Here is a 15,202-nt window from a genome sequence, read left to right as displayed (position 1 = left end):
GACACAGACCGCCCCTGGCGGTGGCATATGACGACCGCTCCGGCCGTCCGACTACTTGAGCCGGGCCATGAGGGCGTGCTCGACCAGGGTGATGAGCGCGCTCTTGGCGTCGGCGCGGTGCCGGGCGTCCGTGGTGATGATGGGGGTGCCCGGACCGATCTGGAGGGCCTCGCGGACCTCCTCCGGCTGGTACGGCTGGCTCCCGTCGAAACCGTTGAGGGCGATCACGAACGGCAGACCGCTGTTCTCGAAGTAGTCGACGGCCGGGAAGCAGTCGGCGAGACGACGGGTGTCGACGAGCACCACGGCGCCGATGGCGCCGCGGACCAGGTCGTCCCACATGAACCAGAAACGGTCCTGACCCGGCGTACCGAAGAGGTACAGGATCAGGTCCTGGTCCAGGGTGATGCGGCCGAAGTCCATGGCGACGGTCGTCGTCGTCTTGCCACCGGTGTGCGTGAGGTCGTCGATGCCCGCGGACGCGGACGTCATGACGGCCTCGGTACGCAGCGGGTTGATCTCGGACACGGCGCCGACGAACGTGGTCTTGCCCACGCCGAAGCCACCCGCCACCACGATCTTCGCGCTGGTGGTCGACCGAGCCGCACCGCCGCTAGAGCTTGCGAAGTCCACTGAGCACCCTTTCGAGCAGAGTCACGTCCGGCGTGCCGCCGGTCTCTCCGTTGCCCGGCTGGTGGATGGCCACCATGCCGGCCTCCGCCAGGTCGGCGACGAGGATGCGGGCGACACCGAGGGGCATCGACAGCAGCGCCGACACCTCGGCCACCGACTTGACCTCACGGCACAGGTGGCAGATCCGCTGGTGCTCCGGGAGGAGAGTGGCGAGGTGCGCCGGGTCGGCCGTGGTGCTGACCAGCGCCTCGATGGCGAGCTGGTAGCGCGGCCGGGTCCGGCCGCCGGTCATCGCGTACGGACGCACCAGCGGCTGGTCGCCCTCATGTCCGTACTCGTCGACTGAGTTGCCGTACGGATCGTGAGAGGCGGGGGGCGGGGTCATGAATCCTCCGGGCGTGACGGCAAACCTTCTGCCGTCTGATGGGGCCGGTGGGGGGCCGGGTGGGGCGGCCGGACGGATAACGGTGCCAGGGCGGTACGGAGGGGCGTACCGCCCTGTCGGTCGGTGGTGCGGTGGGGTTTTTCCGTGAGGCAACCGGCTAGTGGAGCAGGCTGCCCTGGAGCTCCGCGCGGAGATCCGGGGTGAGGACACTGCCGGCCCGGTCGACCAGCAGCGTCATCTCGTAGCCCACGAGGCCGATGTCGCACTCGGGGTGCGCGAGCACGGCCAGCGAGGAACCGTCGGACACCGACATGAGGAAGAGGAAGCCGCGCTCCATCTCCACCACGGTCTGGGCGACGGGGCCCCCCTCGAAGATCCGGGACGCACCCGCGGTCAGCGAGGTCAGTCCGGACGCGACCGCCGCCAGCTGGTCGGCACGGTCGCGGGGGAATCCTTCGGACATGGCCAGCAGGAGTCCGTCGGCGGAGACCACCACCGTGTGGGACACCCCAGGGGTGTTGTCCACGAAGTTGGTGATCAACCAGTTCAGATTCTGCGCCGCCTGGCTCATCGCGTTCAACTAACGCTCCTGCTGATGGTTCGGACCGAGGTGGTGATTACCCGTGGTCGAGTTACCTGCCTGACGGCCCTGCTGGATACCGCGGCGCAGATTGGTCAGCCGGCCGCGGACGTCATCGGGTGCACGCGAGACCTGGGGGCCGGCCGTGTGGGCCTGCTCCTGTGCGGTCCCGGGTACGAGGTTGGCCTTCGGCACACGCCGGGGAAGACCAGAGGTGGTGACACCGCCGGCCGCGGGCTTGCGCACCCGCTCGGCCTGGCGCACCAACTCGTCGTTGGGCGAGGTCCGCCAGGCGGCCCCGCCGTTCTGGCGGCCGTCGGCCGGGTCACCGGCCGGACGCTGCGCCGGAGCGGACGGCTGCGGCGCGACCGGGGTCTGCGCCTGCTGCTGCGTCTGCTGCTGGGCCTGCTGCTGTGCCTGCTCCTGGTGGAACCAGTTGGTCTCGAGCGTGTCGTACAGCGGCGTACGGCCGTCGCCCGCGCCCGCCGGCGGCAGCGCCTCCGGACGGCGCGGCTGCTGGAGCTGCGGCTGACGCTGCTGCGGCTGGACCGGCTCCGGGCGCTGGGCCCCGAAGTCGCCGCCGGTGCGCTGGCGCGGGGCCGGCGGCTGCGGGGCCTGCTGCTGCGCCTGCGGTACGAAGGGCTGCCGGCCGAACTGCTGCTGCTGGCCGCCCTGGTAGCCCTGCGGCTGAGGGGCCTGCTGCGGCGCCTGCTGCGGGCCGCCGACGTCGGGCCGCGCGAACTGGCCGGTGGAGCCGGGGCCCTGCGGGGCACCGAAGTCGGGGCGCGGGAACTGCGCCGTCGACGCCGGGTCCTGGACACCGCCCTGGTACACCTGCGGGGCCTGCTGCTGCGGGGCCTGCTGCGGGCGGCCCTGCGTGCGCTGGGGCGCACCGAAGTCCGGACGCGGGAACTGGCCCGTGGAACCGGGGCCCTGGGGCGCCGGGGCCGCGAACGAGCCGGTCGTCTCCGGGTCCTCGTGACCGCGCGGGGCGTCCAGCGGGGACATCTCCTGCTGCGGGCGGCGGACCGGCTGCTGGGCCTGGTCGTTGCCCCAGCTCGCCGCCTGCGGGCGCTGCGCCTGGGGGTTGCCCCCCGGCAGCTCGGCGCGCGGGAACTCGTATCCACCGGTCTGCTGGGCACCCGGGCCCTGACCCTGACCCTGGCCGCCCTGCGGTGCGTGCTGCGGGGCGCCGGGTCCGGCCTGCGGGGAGCCCTGGCTGCCCCACACGTCCGTACGGGACGGGATGGCGCTCGCGGCACCGCCGATGAGACCGCCGCCACCGGGGCCCGGCCGCAGCGGATCGCCGCTCTGCGGTGCCTGCGGAGCCTGGGGCAGCTGACCGGTCCGGTCGAGCGAGGCGTTCTGCGGCTGCGGGGTACGGGACTGCGGGGCGCCCTGCGGGCCGCCGCCGAGCGGCGCACCGTCACGGGCGGGCAGCGCGGCCCGGGGACCGCTCGTACCGACCTGGCCGCGCGGAGCGCCGCCGCCGAGCAGGCCGCCCGAGGGCGCACCGCCCTGGCCCGGACGTCCACCGGGGCCACCGGCCGCGCCGGGACCGGCGGGAAGCCGCCCGCCCGGGGCGGAGGCACCCGGCGGCATCGCGCCCTGGCCACCGGCACCCGGCTTGGGCATCGGCTTCTTGCCGCCCTGGGCGACGTCGACCGGCAGCATGACGAGTGCGGTGGTGCCGCCCGAGTCGGAGGGGCGCAGCTGGATGCGGATGCCGTGTCGCAGGGACAGGCGGCCGACCACGAAGAGACCCATGCGGCGGGAGACGGAGACGTCCACGGTGGGCGGCGAGGCGAGCCGCTCGTTGATCGCGGCGAGGTCCTCGGGGGAGAGGCCGATGCCGGTGTCGTGGATCTCGACGAGCACCCGGCCGTCGGGCAGCGCGTGACCGGTGACCCGGACCTTCGTCTGCGGCGAGGAGAACGAGGTGGCGTTCTCGAGCAGCTCGGCGAGGAGGTGGACGAGGTCGTTGACGACCCGGCCGGCGACCTCGGTCGCGGGGACCGAGGCGAGTTCGATGCGCTCGTACTGCTCCACCTCGGAGGCGGCGGCACGGAGCACGTCGACCAGCGGGACCGGGCGGGTCCAGCGGCGGCCGGGCTCCTCACCGGCGAGGACGAGGAGGTTCTCACCATTACGGCGCATGCGCGTCGCGAGGTGGTCGAGCTTGAAGAGCGAGGACAGCTGGTCCGGGTCGGCCTCGCGCGACTCCAGTTCGGAGATGAGCGAGAGCTGACGCTGGATGAGGCCCTGGGAACGGCGCGAGAGGTTGGTGAACATCGCGTTGACGTTGCCCCGGAGGAGGGCCTGCTCTGCGGCGAGACGGACGGCCTCGCGGTGCACGTCGTCGAAGGCCGCGGCCACCTGGCCGATCTCGTCCCGGGAGTGCACACCGACGGACTCGACGGAGGTGTCGACGTCCTGCGGGTCGGACTCGGAGAGCTGCTTGACGAGCTCGGGCAGGCGTTCCTGGGCGACCTTGGTCGCGGTGTCCTGGAGCCGGCGCAGCGAGCGGATCATGGACCGGGCCACGACGAAGGCGCCGATGAGCGAGACGCCGAGGACGAGGAGGATCAGCGCACCGTTGACGATGGCGTCCCGCTGCGACTCCTGGCGGAGCTCACGGGCCAGGCTCTCCATGTCGCCGAGCAGACCGCGCTCGATGCGGTTCATGGTGGCGATCTTGGTGCCGTACTCGTCGGTGAAGTTGAGGTGGCCGCGCCGGGGGCCGGTCTTCATGGCGTTGTCCATGTTGAGGACACGCTCGGCGTACTTCTCGGCGGCGGTGATCGACGGGTTGCCGGTGTTCAGGGACGCGAGCCGCTCGGTGGCGTCGCCCCCGGTCGACTCGTAGATCGCCTGGAAGGACTGGAGCTCGCGGCCCTCGGAGTTGAGCGCGGCCTCGGCGTAGAGGCGGTCACCCTGCTGGATGTCGCCGGAGGTCCGGTCGCTCGGCGGCAGCGCCGCGGCGATGATCGCCTGCTGGATGGAGGCGTACTCCTTGGCGGACGAGAACGCGGCGAGCGCGCGGGTCCGCTTGATCATCTCGGGGTTGCTGGTCGCCTGCGCCATGTCCTGGGACAGGCTGAGCAGCGAGCGGATGAGACGGCTGTACGCCTCGACCGTCACCGAGTGGGAGACGTCCTTCTCGTAGGCGTTGCTCCGGATCGTGTGCAGACCGCTGACCTGCGAGGCGATCTGGTTGACGTTCTGCCGGATGCTGCGCAGCGCCTCGTCGCCCTCGGTGGCCGGGATGGCCTCCGTGGCCTGGAGGAAGGCCTTGTACTCGAGGTCCGTCTTCCGGCGCGGGTTGGCGACCTGGTAGTCGCTGACCGGGCGGCTGTTGGCGAGCGGACCCGCGGAGAGGTCGCGCTCGGACTGGAGGGCCTGCGCGAGGTCGGTGGCCTCTCGGGTCAGCTTGGTGAGCAGCTGCATGTGGTCGAGCTGCTCCATGTCCTGGAGCGACTCGCTGATGCGGATGCCGCCCAGGGTGGTCGCGGCGACCACGGGGAGGGTGAGGAGCGCGACCAGGCGCGTGGAGATGCGCCAGTTGCGCAGGGCTATTCGAGGGCCGACCTCGTTCTCGGCCCGGACCTTGGGGGGCGCGTCGGACGACTCGGCGGACGAGGCCGCGGCGCTCGTGCGCCTGCCTCCGTCATCGCCCTCGCCGGACGGGCCCTGACCCTGGTTCGGGGTGTGCGAGGCCGAGGGACCGCGGTCGGTCCCGGCACGCGGTTCCTGCTCCGCCGGAGCATCCGCTCGGCCCTGACGGGCCTGGGGAGACCCCGAGCCATCCCTCTTGAAACGTCCCTGCACTAGCGTCGCAACCTCTGGACCAGGCGTCCTTCCGGATGAACGGAGAGGACGGTGTCGGCGTCAATCGGGGTGCGTGGAGGGCACCCCAGGTGGTCGTCGGTGACCGGCGCAGTTCCCCCTTCCCCGCCACTAGGCCGGCGCTGCGTTGCGCCCCCTGCGCGCCGGCTTGAAACCCGCGGCGGTGCGTGGAATTCCAGCACAGTGCCGGACCTCCAACAAGGGCCGCGTGTCGCACCGGGGGGGTCATGACAACCCGTGCGCACAGCGTCACCCCATGTAGAAGATGATCACGGAGGATTCGGACTTTTCCTCTCCAATGACTGCGCGTACCCGTGTGTCCCAGTCGCCATGATCAGGAGCGGAATAGAGCATTCAGTGGCGGAATGTCCCTTTCCGTGGCGACAGGCGACGGTCCGTAATGCCCGGAATGTGTCGCCCGTGGTGAGCAAACTCACACGATGATCGATGTCTTAGCCATGCATTCGAAGGGAATCGCATGTTTAGCCTGACGCATTACACCCCCTCGCGCCCGAACGCGGCGCCCGTTCCGGAACAAGGTCAGATCACCGCGATGAAGACGACGACGCCCGGCACCACGGCCAACCCCCGCCGTTCCACCCTCGTCCACCTCTCGGACGCCGCAGAGCTCGGCCGGGTCGCGCTGCCCGAGTACGCGGTCGAGCTGCCGGCGAAGACGGCCAACCCGCGCCGCACCGTCCTCATGCAGCCCCCGGCCCCGTACCAGCCCCAGCCGTACGCCTCCGCGTCCCGCTGACGCCACCCCCGGAGCCACCCGCGTCATCCTTGTCACGGGCCCGGTGACATCGCCGGTCGGCCGCCCCGCGCCGCGTTAGCCTGGAGCGTCAGACTCCAGCCAGCACCAAGTGAGGGGCGACAGCACTCGTGCGCATCGCCAGATTCTCCATCGACGGCAACGTGGCCTTCGGCGCCGTCGAGGGCGAGGGAACCGTCGAGTCCGGCGGCCTCGTCCTCGACATCATCAAGGGCATCCCGTACACCGACTTCGAGCTCAGCGGCACCAAGGTCCCGCTGAGCAAGGTACGGCTCCTGCCGCCCGTGCTCCCCAACAAGGTCGTGGCCATCGGCCGCAACTACGCGGAGCACGCAGCCGAACTCGGCAACGAGGTCCCCGACGTCCCCGTCGCCTTCTTCAAGCCCACCACCTCGGTGATCGGCCCCGGCGACGCCATCGAGTACCCCTCCTTCTCCAACGAGCTGCACCACGAGGCCGAACTGGCCGTGGTCATCGGCCGTATGTGCCGCGAGGTGCCCCGCGAGCGCGTGAAGGACGTCATCTTCGGCTACACCTGCGCCAATGACGTCACCGCCCGCGACGCCCAGCAGCGCGAGAAGCAGTGGGCCCGCGCCAAGGGCTTCGACACCTCCTGCCCGCTGGGCCCCTGGGTCGAGACGGACCTGAGCATCGCTGCCGCGAGCGACCTGACCATCCAGGCCACGGTCAACGGCGAACAGCGCCAGCTGGGTCGGACGAGCGACATGATCCGCTCCATCGAGGACCTGGTCGTCCACATCACCGAGGCCATGACGCTGCTCCCCGGAGACGTCATCCTCACCGGCACCCCCGCCGGGGTCGGCCCCCTCAACGTCGGCGACGAGGTCGCCGTCACCATCGAAGGCATCGGCACTCTCACCAATAGGGTGATCAAGCGTGGCTAACGCGAACATCCGCGTCCGTTTCTGTCCCTCGCCGACCGGCAACCCCCACGTGGGCCTGGTCCGCACCGCTCTCTTCAACTGGGCCTTCGCCCGGCACAACGAGGGCACCATGGTCTTCCGCATCGAGGACACCGACGCTGCGCGCGACTCCGAGGAGTCGTACAACCAGCTGCTCGACTCCCTGAAGTGGCTCGGCCTCGACTGGGACGAGGGTCCGGAGGTCGGCGGCCCGCACGCGCCGTACCGCCAGTCGCAGCGGATGGACATCTACAAGGACGTCGCCGACAAGCTGCTCGCCGGCGGCTACGCGTACCCCTGCTACTGCACGACCGAGGAGCTCGACGAGCGCCGCGCCGCCGCCCGCGCCGCCGGCCGCCCCTCCGGCTACGACGGCCACTGCCGCGACCTCACCGACGAGCAGAAGGCCGCGTACGTGGCCGAGGGCCGCGCGTCGATCGTCCGCTTCCGGATGCCCGACGAGCCCATCACCTTCACCGACCTGGTCCGCGGCGAGCTCACCTTCACCCCGGAGAACGTGCCGGACTACGGCATCCTCCGGGCCAACGGCGCCCCGCTCTACACCCTGGTCAACCCGGTCGACGACGCCCTGATGGAGATCACCCACGTCCTGCGCGGCGAGGACCTGCTCTCCTCCACCCCCCGCCAGGTCGCGCTCTACAAGGCGCTCATCGAGCTGGGCGTCGCCAAGGAGATCCCCTCCTTCGGGCACCTGCCGTACGTGATGGGCGAGGGCAACAAGAAGCTCTCCAAGCGGGACCCGGAAGCCTCCCTCAACCTCTACCGGGAGCGCGGCTTCCTCCCCGAGGGCCTGCTGAACTACCTCTCGCTCCTCGGCTGGTCCTTCTCGGCCGACCAGGACATCTTCACCATCCCCGAGATGGTGGCGAAGTTCGACATCGCCGACGTCAACGCCAACCCGGCGCGCTTCGACCTCAAGAAGGCCGAGTCGATCAACGCCGACCACATCCGCATGCTGGACGTGAAGGCGTTCGCCGAGGCGTGCGAGCCCTGGCTGCGGGCCCCCTACGCCAACTGGGCTCCCGAGGACTTCGACCGGACCGCCTGGGAGGCCATCGCGCCGCACGCCCAGACCCGCGTCACCGTCCTCTCCGACATCACGGCCAACGTGGACTTCCTCTTCCTGCCGGAGCCGGTCTTCGACCAGCCCTCGTGGGACAAGGCGATGAAGGGCGAGCCCGCGGCCCTCCTCACCACCGCCCGCGAGAGGCTCGAAGGCGCCGACTGGAGCGACCCCGAGTCCCTCAAGAACGCCGTGCTGGCCGCCGGCGAGGCCCACGGCCTCAAGCTCGGCAAGGCGCAGGCCCCGGTCCGCGTCGCCGTCACCGGCCGCACGGTCGGCCTGCCGCTCTTCGAGTCCCTGGAGATCCTGGGCAAGGAGAAGACCCTGACCCGCATCGACGCGGCTCTGGCGAAGCTGTCGGCCTGACGGCTTCCGGATGCGACAGCGAGGGTCGGCGGCCGCGGAGGCCGCCGGCCCTCGTTGTCGTATCCGCCCCCTAGGGTGGGCCCATGACCTCGACCCCACCGGACTGCACCCGCTGGTTCACGCCGGGAGTCGCCGCCCCGCCCGGGAGTGGAGGCGCCGTCTTCACCGTGACGGAGCTCGGCGAGCTCGGCCTTCCCACCGGGCGGCTGGTGGCCTGCGACCCGGTCGTCCACCTCGGGGACGACGACGAGCGGCCCGCGCCCTTCACCGTCACGGTCCCGCCCGGGCGCTACCCGGTCCAGACCGTCGTGGCCGAGGTCGATCACCCCTTCCGGAACCGTGTGATCGCCGCCGCCCGGCTGGTGCTCCGGGAGGCCCCCGCCGTCCGCTGGGAGCCCGCTCTGGTCCCCGGCCAGGACCCGGCGGAGCTCGCCGACGGCGACTTCTTCGGCTACGGCGTGGACGCCGGCGTCGGCTGCTTCATGGACGCCTCCGCGCACCACGCCTTCCCCGGCACCCAGGACGAGGAGGGCGTCGTCTGGGAGGCGATGGACAGCGGGCAGCCCGGGCCGACGGCCTTCCTCGCCGAGGGCGTGGAGGGCCACACCGTCGCCGTCTTCGGCTCGGGCTGGGGCGACGGCTGCTACGCGACCTGGATCGGCCGCGCCGCCGACGGCGGGGCCGTCTGCTTCGTCACCGACTTCCGCGTCTTCCGCTTCGCCCCCGCCTGACCGCCGCCGCGCGGTACGGTCGGGTCATGACCATCCGCGCGGTGCTGTGGGACGTCGACGACACGATCTTCGACTACGCCCGCGCCGACCACGTCGGCATGAGCGCGCACCTCACAGCCGAGGGCCTGGTGGACGGATACGCATCCGTCGACGAGGCCCTCCGTCGTTGGCGGGAGCTGACCGCGCTCCACTGGCGGCGCTTCGAGGCCGGCGGGGTCGACTTCCAGGAGCAGCGCCGGGAGCGTGTCCGGGACTTCCTGGCGGAGCCGGGCCTGACCGCCGCGGAGGCCGACGGCTGGTTCGAGCGGTACGTCTCCCACTACGAGGCGGCCTGGGAACTCTTCCCCGACACCCTCCCCGTCCTGGACCTGCTGGCCGATGACTATCGTCACGGGATTCTGTCCAACTCCAGCCTCCACAACCAGGACCGGAAGCTGCGGGTCCTGGGCGTGCGGGACCGCTTCGAGGCCGTCCTGTGCGCGGCGGAGCTCGGGGTGGCCAAGCCGTCCCCCGAGGCCTTCCACGCCGCCTGTACCGCCCTTGACCTGCGCCCGAGCGAGGTGGCGTACGTGGGGGACCAGCCGGACATCGACGCCAGGGGCGCCGTGGAGGCGGGGCTGCGGGGCATCTGGCTGGACCGCGCGGACACCGGCGGCCGCCCCGAGCTCAAGCGGATCACGAGCCTCCGCGAGCTTCCGGCCCTGCTGGGAGGGCATACCCGTTTTGGAGCACCGTCCACCTTCGGGTAATGTTCTTCCTGCGCCGAGGGGAACAAGCCGAAAGGCAAGAACCCGGAAAGCGCAAGCCGAGCAAGATCCTCCCTGGTGGGGAAGTTGCCCCGGTGGCCTATGGTGTAATTGGCAGCACGACGGTTTCTGGTTCCGTTAGTCTTGGTTCGAGTCCAGGTAGGCCAGCTCGCAGAGCTTTATCTGCAACCTGTGGATGGCATCCACAAAGCCCCCGTTGTGTAGCGGCCTAGCACGCCGCCCTCTCAAGGCGGTAGCGCCGGTTCGAATCCGGTCGGGGGTACTGATCCATCCTGTAGGTCACCTGGGTAGCTCCCGGTGGATCTACGGTGACATCACCCGGCTTCGGCCGGGTGGGATCGCTAGGGCCCCCGTTGTGTAGCGGCCTAGCACGCCGCCCTCTCAAGGCGGTAGCGCCGGTTCGAATCCGGTCGGGGGTACGGTGCAACCACCATGGCCTATGGTGTAATTGGCAACACTACGGTTTCTGGTACCGTCATTCTAGGTTCGAGTCCTGGTAGGCCAGCTCGCAGAGCTCATCTGCACCGCGGATCTGATCCGCAAGGCCCCCGTTGTGTAGCGGCCTAGCACGCCGCCCTCTCAAGGCGGTAGCGCCGGTTCGAATCCGGTCGGGGGTACAAGACGAAGAAGCCCTTCCCTTCGGGGGAGGGCTTCTTCGCTGTTCACTGTCGTACGCACGGACAACTCCGGCCCACCGCTGCGGCGTTGAAGCGGTGGGCCGGGACGAACAGGGAACGGGCCGGAAGGTCAGCCGGTGCGGCGGAGCGCCTCGGAGAGACGGGCCGCGGCGTCGATGACGGCCTGGGCGTGCATACGGCCCGGGTGGCGCGTCAGGCGCTCGATCGGACCGGAGACCGAGACGGCGGCCACCACGCGGTTCGACGGGCCGCGTACGGGCGCGGAGACGGACGCGACGCCCGGCTCCCGCTCACCGATCGACTGGGCCCAGCCGCGGCGTCGCACGCCCGACAGGGCCGTCGCCGTGAAGCGGGCGCCCTGGAGGCCGCGGTGGAGCCGCTCGGGCTCCTCCCAGGCCATCAGGATCTGCGCCGAGGAGCCGGCCTTCATCGTCAGCGTCGAGCCGACCGGGACGGTGTCCCGAAGGCCCGAGAGCCGCTCGGCGGCCGCCACGCAGATGCGCATGTCGCCCTGCCGGCGGTAGAGCTGGGCGCTCTCGCCGGTGACATCGCGCAGATGCGTCAGAACCGGGCCCGCGGTCGCGAGCAGGCGGTCCTCGCCGGCCGCGGCGGCGAGCTCCGCGAGGCGCGGTCCGAGGATGAACCGGCCCTGCATGTCACGCGCCACCATCCGGTGGTGTTCCAGTGCCACGGCCAGTCGGTGTGCCGTGGGTCGTGCGAGTCCCGTCGCCGCGACCAGTCCTGCGAGGGTGGCCGGACCGGACTCCAGGGCGCTCAGGACAAGGGCTGCCTTGTCGAGAACGCCTACGCCGCTAGAGTTGTCCATGCAACGATATTCGCGTCTCACTCTGTGAAACGCAAGTTCAATTTCCTGCGGAACTTGTCACTCTGGTGAGGCGGCCGCACAACGGCCCGCGAAACGGGTCTCTAGTTGTGCCGGCGTAGACGTCGGCCGGAGGGAAAGCGATGGGTAGGACACTCGCGGAGAAGGTCTGGGACGACCACGTCGTCCGGCGCGCCGAGGGCGAGCCCGACCTCCTCTTCATCGATCTGCACCTGCTGCACGAGGTGACCAGCCCCCAGGCCTTCGACGGCCTGCGCCAGAACGGCCGGCAGGTGCGGCGCCTCGACCTCACCATCGCCACCGAGGACCACAACACCCCGACCCTCGACATCGACAAGCCGATCGCCGACCCGGTCTCCCGCGCACAGCTGGAGACCCTCCGGAAGAACTGTGCCGAGTTCGGCGTCCGGCTGCATCCGCTGGGCGACGTCGAGCAGGGCGTCGTCCACGTGGTGGGACCGCAGCTGGGCCTGACCCAGCCGGGCACCACCGTGGTCTGCGGCGACTCGCACACCTCCACGCACGGCGCCTTCGGCGCGCTGGCGTTCGGCATCGGCACCAGCCAGGTCGAGCACGTGCTCGCCACCCAGACGCTGCCGCTGGCCCGCCCCCGGACCATGGCCATCACGATCGACGGCGAGCTGCCCGAGGACGTCACCGCCAAGGACCTGATCCTGGCGATCATCGCCAAGATCGGCACCGGCGGCGGCCAGGGCTACATCCTGGAGTACCGCGGCTCCGCCATCGAGAAGCTCTCGATGGAGGCCCGGATGACCATCTGCAACATGTCGATCGAGGCCGGCGCCCGCGCGGGCATGATCGCCCCCGACGAGACCACCTTCGCCTATCTGAAGGGCCGCGCCCACGCCCCCGAGGGCGAGGACTGGGACGCCGCCGTCGCGTACTGGAAGACCCTGAGGTCCGACGAGGACGCGGCCTTCGACGCCGAGGTCGTCATCGACGCCGCCTCCCTGGCGCCGTTCGTCACCTGGGGCACCAACCCGGGCCAGGGCGCGCCGCTTTCGGCGAACGTCCCCGACCCGGCTTCGTACGAAGACGCTTCGGAGCGCCTGGCCGCCGAAAAGGCCCTGGAGTACATGGGGTTGACCGCCGGACAGCCGCTGCGCGACATCAAGGTCGACACCGTCTTCGTAGGCTCCTGCACCAACGGCCGCATCGAGGACCTGCGCAACGCCGCCGCCCTGCTGGAGGGCCGCAAGGTCGCCGACGGCGTCCGCATGCTGGTCGTTCCCGGCTCGGTGCGCGTCGCCCTGCAGGCCGTCGAGGAGGGCCTGGACAAGGTCTTCAAGGAGTCCGGCGCCGAATGGCGGCACGCGGGCTGCTCGATGTGCCTGGGCATGAACCCCGACCAACTGGCTCCCGGTGAGCGCTCCGCGTCCACCTCCAACCGCAACTTCGAGGGCCGGCAGGGCAAGGGAGGCCGGACCCACCTGGTCTCGCCCCAGGTCGCCGCCGCCACCGCCGTCCTGGGCCATCTGGCCTCCCCGGCCGATCTGTCCGACGTCGCCACCACCGCGGGGGTCTGAGGAACCATGGAAGCTTTCACCACGCACACCGGCCGGGCCGTCCCGCTGCGCCGCAGCAACGTCGACACCGACCAGATCATTCCGGCGCACTGGCTCAAGAAGGTCACCCGCGACGGCTTCGAGGACGGTCTCTTCGAGGCCTGGCGCAAGGACGAGCAGTTCGTCCTCAACCGCCCGGAGCGGCAGGGCGCCTCGGTTCTGGTCGCCGGCCCCGACTTCGGCACCGGCTCCTCCCGTGAGCACGCCGTCTGGGCGCTCCAGAACTACGGCTTCCAGGCCGTGATCTCGGCCCGCTTCGCCGACATCTTCCGCGGCAACTCGCTGAAGAACGGCCTGCTCACCGTGGTCCTGCCGCAGGAGACGGTCGACGCGCTCTGGGAGCTGACCGAGGCCGACCCGACCGCCGAGGTCACCGTCGACCTGGAGCGGCGGAAGGTCCTGGCCGCCGGGATCGACGCCGACTTCGAGCTCGACGAGAACGCCCGCTGGCGGCTCCTGAACGGTCTCGACGACATCAGCCTCACCCTTCAGAACGAAGCCGACATCGCGGCATATGAGGCGTCACGACCGGCCTTCAAGCCCCGTACAATTACGGTCTGAGCAGCGCTTTTCCAAGACTGCGCCCCCCACCGCCCGGTGGGGGGCGCAGTCGCTTGTTGAGACCCTGTCGGGCGACAACTCGCCCTAGATGGCACAATCGGTGCATGGAACGCGACAGCCAACTCGAGCTCTACGAGTCAGTCGCCGCCCGATTGAAGGAAGCGCACACAAGAGTGCGCTCACTGCAAGTCCCGGAGGGCGTAAGGATGGCGCTGTCCCGGAAGCTGCTGGTCGTGACGGCCGCGGCGAAGCACGATCTCAAGGACGCGGCAGCGCGTCTGGACCGGTTGATGAAGGACCTCGACGAGGGCCGATTCCCAGAGGACGACTGACACCAAGAACTCCGCAGCGGATCTTCCGCGTTGCGGCACTAGGGTGATTAGCCCGTTTCGTGTTTGATTTGCGGTATATACATGCCTAACGTGCGAAAAAGCTTGAACACTTTCGTTCTGGCAATGTCTCCGAAGGGGAAGACGTGAACAAGGCGCAGCTCGTAGAAGCGATTGCCGACAAGATGGGCGGTCGCCAGCAGGCCGCCGAAGCCGTCGACCACGTGCTCGACGCCATCGTGCGTGCCGTGGTCGGTGGCGACCGGGTCTCGGTGACGGGTTTCGGCTCGTTCGAGAAGGTCGACCGTCCGGCCCGCTACGCCCGCAACCCGCAGACGGGTGAGCGGGTGCGGGTCAAGAAGACCTCGGTCCCGCGCTTCCGTGCCGGTCAGGGCTTCAAGGACCTGGTCAGCGGCTCGAAGAAGCTCCCCAAGGGCGGCGAGGTCTCCGTCAAGAAGGCCCCCAAGGGCAGCCTGACCGGTGGCGCCTCCGCCACCGTGAAGAAGGCCGCCGCCAAGAAGGCGACCACCGCCAAGAAGGCCGCCGCGAGGAAGGCGACCCCGGCGAAGAAGGTCACGGCGGCCGCCGCGAAGAAGGCGACCCCCGCGAAGAAGACCACCACGGCCGCCAAGAAGGCGACCCCGGCCAAGAAGGCCACCACGGCCGCGGCGAAGAAGACCTCCGCCGCCGCCAAGAAGACCACCACGGCCGCCGCGAAGAAGGCCACCAAGGCCACGGCCAAGAAGACCGCGCCGGCCGCGAAGAAGGCCACGGCGACGAAGGCGCCCGCCAAGAAGACCACGGCGCGCAAGACGACCGCCAAGAAGACCGCCGCCAAGAAGTAGGACGAGCGGTAGACACCCGCCGGGCCGGGCTCCCACCAGGGAGCCCGGCCCGCGGCGCGTCCGGGCCCCCGCCTGCGGGGACCGGGCGCGTCAGAACGTCTGGAGCGTCACCAGGGTGATCCGCAGGCCGGCCCCGGACGTGCCCGGCTCCGCCTCGATCCGGACCCGCTGCCCCGGCCGCAGCAGCCGCAGCCCGCCCGCCTCGAAGGCCTCCGCCCCGAACTCCACGGGGGTGCCGTCGTCGAGCAGCACACTGCCGCTGCGGGTCTCGGAGTCGTACGTGAACGCGGTCGCCTGCATGGACCGCAG

15 protein-coding genes and 5 tRNA genes are annotated in these 15,202 nt (G+C 70.5%); 14 read left to right on the top strand and 6 right to left on the bottom strand.

Going from position 1 to position 15,202, the window contains the following annotated elements; genetic code table 11:
* Window positions 1-51 precede the first annotated feature (51 nt).
* From ACIP8Z_RS31875 to ACIP8Z_RS31860, 4 genes are all read right to left on the bottom strand, one after another.
* Window positions 52-633, bottom strand: coding sequence for an ATP/GTP-binding protein (locus ACIP8Z_RS31875; protein WP_055602619.1), 582 nt, complete (start codon window positions 631-633; stop codon window positions 52-54).
* On the bottom strand, window positions 614-1,018 hold the full coding sequence (locus tag ACIP8Z_RS31870; RefSeq protein WP_030206207.1) for a DUF742 domain-containing protein: 405 nt from the start codon (window positions 1,016-1,018) through the stop codon (window positions 614-616). Before ACIP8Z_RS31870 ends, ACIP8Z_RS31875 begins: the two co-directional genes overlap by 20 nt.
* A gap of 157 nt (window positions 1,019-1,175) precedes the next feature.
* A complete protein-coding gene (locus tag ACIP8Z_RS31865; RefSeq protein ID WP_030325548.1) occupies window positions 1,176-1,589 on the bottom strand; it encodes a roadblock/LC7 domain-containing protein in 414 nt (137 codons plus the stop codon).
* Window positions 1,590-1,598: 9 nt separating this feature from the next.
* Complete coding sequence (locus ACIP8Z_RS31860) at window positions 1,599-5,426, bottom strand: nitrate- and nitrite sensing domain-containing protein (protein ID WP_402089622.1); 3,828 nt, start codon at window positions 5,424-5,426, stop codon at window positions 1,599-1,601.
* A gap of 571 nt (window positions 5,427-5,997) precedes the next feature.
* Between ACIP8Z_RS31860 and ACIP8Z_RS31855 the strand changes: the two genes are divergently transcribed.
* The 10 genes from ACIP8Z_RS31855 to ACIP8Z_RS31810 all read left to right on the top strand — a co-directional run bounded on the left by ACIP8Z_RS31855 (window position 5,998) and on the right by ACIP8Z_RS31810 (window position 10,707).
* Window positions 5,998-6,201: a hypothetical protein gene (locus tag ACIP8Z_RS31855; RefSeq protein ID WP_030325552.1), complete on the top strand. Its 204-nt coding sequence runs from the start codon at window positions 5,998-6,000 to the stop codon at window positions 6,199-6,201.
* 128 nt (window positions 6,202-6,329) lie between these two features.
* On the top strand, window positions 6,330-7,124 hold the full coding sequence (locus ACIP8Z_RS31850) for a fumarylacetoacetate hydrolase family protein (protein WP_055598481.1): 795 nt from the start codon (window positions 6,330-6,332) through the stop codon (window positions 7,122-7,124).
* Window positions 7,117-8,592, top strand: a complete 1,476-nt coding sequence (gltX, locus tag ACIP8Z_RS31845) for a glutamate--tRNA ligase (protein ID WP_402089619.1) — start codon at window positions 7,117-7,119, stop codon at window positions 8,590-8,592. Before ACIP8Z_RS31850 ends, gltX begins: the two co-directional genes overlap by 8 nt.
* Window positions 8,593-8,675: 83 nt before the next feature.
* On the top strand, window positions 8,676-9,323 hold the full coding sequence (locus tag ACIP8Z_RS31840) for a DUF4241 domain-containing protein (RefSeq protein ID WP_402089617.1): 648 nt from the start codon (window positions 8,676-8,678) through the stop codon (window positions 9,321-9,323).
* Between the two features lie 26 nt (window positions 9,324-9,349).
* The gene (locus tag ACIP8Z_RS31835; RefSeq protein ID WP_402089615.1) at window positions 9,350-10,072 is read left to right on the top strand and encodes an HAD family hydrolase; all 723 of its coding nucleotides are present in this window, start codon (window positions 9,350-9,352) and stop codon (window positions 10,070-10,072) included.
* A gap of 93 nt (window positions 10,073-10,165) precedes the next feature.
* A tRNA-Gln gene (locus ACIP8Z_RS31830) sits at window positions 10,166-10,237 on the top strand.
* Window positions 10,238-10,279: 42 nt separating this feature from the next.
* A tRNA-Glu gene (locus ACIP8Z_RS31825) sits at window positions 10,280-10,352 on the top strand.
* 84 nt (window positions 10,353-10,436) lie between these two features.
* Window positions 10,437-10,509 (top strand) — tRNA-Glu (locus tag ACIP8Z_RS31820).
* Window positions 10,510-10,523: 14 nt separating this feature from the next.
* Window positions 10,524-10,595 (top strand) — tRNA-Gln (locus tag ACIP8Z_RS31815).
* Window positions 10,596-10,634: 39 nt separating this feature from the next.
* Window positions 10,635-10,707 (top strand) — tRNA-Glu (locus ACIP8Z_RS31810).
* A gap of 130 nt (window positions 10,708-10,837) precedes the next feature.
* Here ACIP8Z_RS31810 and ndgR read toward each other — a convergent pair.
* Window positions 10,838-11,554 carry an IclR family transcriptional regulator NdgR gene (gene ndgR, locus ACIP8Z_RS31805; protein ID WP_015036427.1) on the bottom strand — a complete coding sequence of 239 codons (717 nt, stop codon included), beginning with the start codon at window positions 11,552-11,554 and terminating at the stop codon, window positions 10,838-10,840.
* A 140-nt stretch (window positions 11,555-11,694) separates the two neighbouring features.
* Here ndgR and leuC point away from each other — a divergent pair, with 140 nt between their 5' ends.
* From leuC to ACIP8Z_RS31785, 4 genes are all read left to right on the top strand, one after another.
* On the top strand, window positions 11,695-13,119 hold the full coding sequence (gene leuC / locus ACIP8Z_RS31800; RefSeq protein WP_402089613.1) for a 3-isopropylmalate dehydratase large subunit: 1,425 nt from the start codon (window positions 11,695-11,697) through the stop codon (window positions 13,117-13,119).
* Between the two features lie 6 nt (window positions 13,120-13,125).
* Window positions 13,126-13,719: a 3-isopropylmalate dehydratase small subunit gene (leuD, locus tag ACIP8Z_RS31795; protein ID WP_319319747.1), complete on the top strand. Its 594-nt coding sequence runs from the start codon at window positions 13,126-13,128 to the stop codon at window positions 13,717-13,719.
* 104 nt (window positions 13,720-13,823) lie between these two features.
* On the top strand, window positions 13,824-14,051 hold the full coding sequence (locus tag ACIP8Z_RS31790) for a hypothetical protein (RefSeq protein WP_024755921.1): 228 nt from the start codon (window positions 13,824-13,826) through the stop codon (window positions 14,049-14,051).
* A gap of 143 nt (window positions 14,052-14,194) precedes the next feature.
* Window positions 14,195-14,893, top strand: a complete 699-nt coding sequence (locus tag ACIP8Z_RS31785) for an HU family DNA-binding protein (RefSeq protein ID WP_402089610.1) — start codon at window positions 14,195-14,197, stop codon at window positions 14,891-14,893.
* Between the two features lie 90 nt (window positions 14,894-14,983).
* Here ACIP8Z_RS31785 and ACIP8Z_RS31780 read toward each other — a convergent pair whose 3' ends face one another.
* A complete protein-coding gene (locus tag ACIP8Z_RS31780) occupies window positions 14,984-15,193 on the bottom strand; it encodes a hypothetical protein (RefSeq protein WP_187623067.1) in 210 nt (69 codons plus the stop codon).
* Between the last annotated feature and the right edge of the window lie 9 nt (window positions 15,194-15,202).

This window comes from Streptomyces sp. NPDC088553, from assembly GCF_044752965.1.
GTDB lineage: Bacteria > Actinomycetota > Actinomycetes > Streptomycetales > Streptomycetaceae > Streptomyces.
This window is presented reverse-complemented; position numbering and strand designations above follow the sequence as displayed.